At 47.1% G+C, this 3,112-nt stretch carries 3 protein-coding genes; all 3 read left to right on the plus strand.

Annotation, left to right across the window (positions count from 1 at the left end; all coding sequences use genetic code 11):
• Positions 1 to 160: helix-turn-helix domain-containing protein (locus tag ABW391_RS25320; protein WP_353484698.1), on the plus strand; the 160-nt coding region annotated here is incomplete at its 5' end.
• 109 nt (positions 161 to 269) lie between these two features.
• Entirely contained in the window at positions 270 to 1,595 is a 1,326-nt protein-coding gene (locus ABW391_RS25325; protein WP_353484696.1) for a S8 family serine peptidase, read from the plus strand.
• A gap of 24 nt (positions 1,596 to 1,619) precedes the next feature.
• Positions 1,620 to 3,112: GMC oxidoreductase (locus tag ABW391_RS25330; RefSeq protein ID WP_353484697.1), on the plus strand; the 1,493-nt coding region annotated here is incomplete at its 3' end.

A 3,112-nucleotide genomic window follows, 5' to 3' on the forward strand; every position in this document is an offset into this window, starting at 1 on the left:
TACCTATGTCAATCATTCCCTCACCCAGCAAGAAATGGCCAGTTTGATTGCAACCTCTCGTAAATCTGTTTCCCTGATGATGAATGAACTGGAACGGGAAGGAAAACTGAAACAAGAAACAGGCAAATTTTGGATTCTTGACCCTTCAGTTTTTGATTAGCAATTGTCGCCCACAGACATTATTTGACCCTTGGTTGTTACGCAGGTAACATTTCGGCAGTCCACTCCGGTGCAATTTTGTGGCATCAAAAGATTCACAAACAAACACCATGCACTGCCCTATTTGCGATCAACACCATCAAACTCTCGTCCACCACTTTAATGGTGCTGCCGATGATTCTATTCTGAAACAACTCCAAACAGAATTACCAAACTGGCAACCCGATTCAGGAGCTTGTACAAGATGCGTTGATCAAGCTCAAATTGAATTTTGGTCTACTCAGCAGGCTCTGTCACCTCATACCAGCATAGACGGGTATAAAATTTTACCGATTCCTCAGCGCTTGGCTGCTCACCCAGATTATTCGGGCAAAGGCATCACCATTTGTTTTATCGATAGCGGATTTTATCCCCACCCGGACATCAAAAACCGCATCCTCAGCATTGAAGATTTGTCTTCATCCAATACCAGCTCTGCAACTGTCCCAAATTCAAATAGTTGGCACGGAACCATGACGGCGGTAGTCGGAACCGGAGATGGAACCTCTTCAAATGGTGTATACCAAAGTTTAGCGGCTTCTGCAAAATTGGTTTTGCTTAAGGTTGCCGATCAGGAAGGCAAGATAAGCGGTGAAAACATTGCCAAGGCAATCCATTGGGCCATCGACCACCGCAAAAAATTTGCCATCCGCATCCTCAATTTATCCGTTACCGATGATTGGGCTACCTCTTATCGCGTCAACATTGTTGATCAGGCCATTCAAAAAGCAACCGATGCAGGAATAGTAGTAGTGGTAGCTGCCGGCAACGATGAACATGCCTTGGTAAAAGCGCCGGCCAATAGCCCTCACGCCATCACAATAGGTGGCTTGAATGACCACAATACCTTACATCCCATCCACCAAAGTTGGTATCCTTCCACCTTTGGGACTACGGTGGATGGTTTGCAAAAACCTGACCTCATCGCCCCGGCCATTTGGATTCCAGCGCCAATCTTGCCATTAACCAAGGCGCATGAACAAGCCAAGTTGCTCTTTTCCTTGGCTCAAACCCAGGATTCAAGGTACCTGAAAGCAAAATACATCAATACCGCCAAGCAGTTCGGCTTTGAAAGCTCACTGGTATTTTCCAACGACGAAGGCATTCGACAAAAGCTACAAACAGAAATTGGGCAACGGAAACTAATTACACCAGATTATCAGCATGCCGATGGCACTTCGTTTGCGGCACCGATTGTGAGTGGAATTGTTGCTCAAATGTTGGAGGCAAATCCAAATCTGACACCCCAAAAAGTCAAGGAAGTATTGGGCAAAACTGCTCGAACCTTGCCTAATGTACCATCCGAACGACAAGGAGCCGGAGTAGTTCACGCGCTCAATGCCGTAAAGGCTGTAAAAAATGTAGTACAACCTAAATCACCTATTTTTTTCTTTTGATCAAATTATTTAAAATTCAACTGTATGACTCATTTTGATGTGATCATCATCGGCACTGGTGCTGGTGGTGGAACCTTGGCGCAACATTTAGCGCCCACAGGCAAAAGAATCCTGATATTGGAAAGAGGAACCTTTGTACCCCGCGAAAAAGACAATTGGAGTACCCAGGCCGTTTTTCTCGACCAAAAATACACCACCACCGAAACCTGGGTTGACAAAAAGGGGAAAGACTTCCGCCCAGGTATTCATTATTACGTGGGAGGAAACACCAAATTTTATGGTGCCGCGCTTTTGCGGATGAGGGAAAGTGATTTTGGAGAAGTGACCCATTTTGGAGGGGTTTCTCCAGCCTGGCCCATCGCTTATGCAGATTTGGAGCCGTTTTACACCAAGGCAGAAAAACTATACCACGTTCACGGCTTACGCGGCGCTGACCCGAGCGAACCATGGGCAAGCGAACCTTTTCCTTATGCCCCACTGCCACACGAGCCGCGCATTCAAGAATTGAACGAAGATTTACAAAAATTGGGCTTAAAGCCATTTCCCTTGCCCATTGGCGCAAGATTGAATGAAAATCCTGGTGATGCTCCAGCAGTATTGGATCGTTTTGATGGATTCCCTGATCCTTCCGAAACCAAAGCCGATGCGCATGTGGTAGGCATCAAACCTGCTTTGCAACACCCCAACGTTACTTTGATGACGGAATGTTTTGTGGAAAAGCTCAATACCAACGCGAGTGGAAATGAAGTCAACGAAGTCATTGTTCAAAACAATGGTGCTACCCTGACTTTCAGCGCGGATGTAGTTGTGCTGGCCGCTGGCGCCATCAATTCTGCTGCCTTGTTGTTGCGCTCTGCCAATGAACAACACCCCAATGGCCTGGCCAATAGCTCCGACGTGGTTGGCCGCCATTACATGTGCCACAACAACTCAGCCCTATTGGCCATTTCAAAAAAACCAAATCCAACCATTTTTGGCAAAACATTGGCCGTCAATGATTTTTACCACCGCAGCGATGATACCGATTTGCCATTGGGGCACATCCAAATGTTGGGCAAATCAGATCCGTTGATGTTTCGGGAAGATGCCCCGGGTTTCACCCCTGGACTGGCGTTGGATTACATGGCCAAACATGCCCTGGACTTTTGGATGACTTCCGAAGATTTACCCGATCCAGATAACCGTGTATTGCTGGGTAAGGATGGCAAAATCCATTTGCACTACACCGAAAACAACCTGGAAGCCCACCAACGCCTGCATAAAAAATTGACCTGGATCCTTGAACACGCTGGTTGCGAAACCCACTTGCTGCCCAACCATTTATATTTGGGCAAAAAAATCCCGCTGGCGGGTACCGCCCACCAATGTGGAACCATCCGTTTTGGCACCGATCCAAAAACTTCTGCTCTGGATACCTTCTGCAGAGCCCACGAGGTGCAAAACCTGTACGTAGTAGATGGTAGCTTTTTCCCTTCCAGCTCTGCGGTGAATCCGGCTTTGACCATCATGGCGCAAGC

Source organism: Haliscomenobacter sp. (assembly GCF_040403615.1).
Classification (GTDB): Bacteria; Bacteroidota; Bacteroidia; order Chitinophagales; family Saprospiraceae; genus Haliscomenobacter.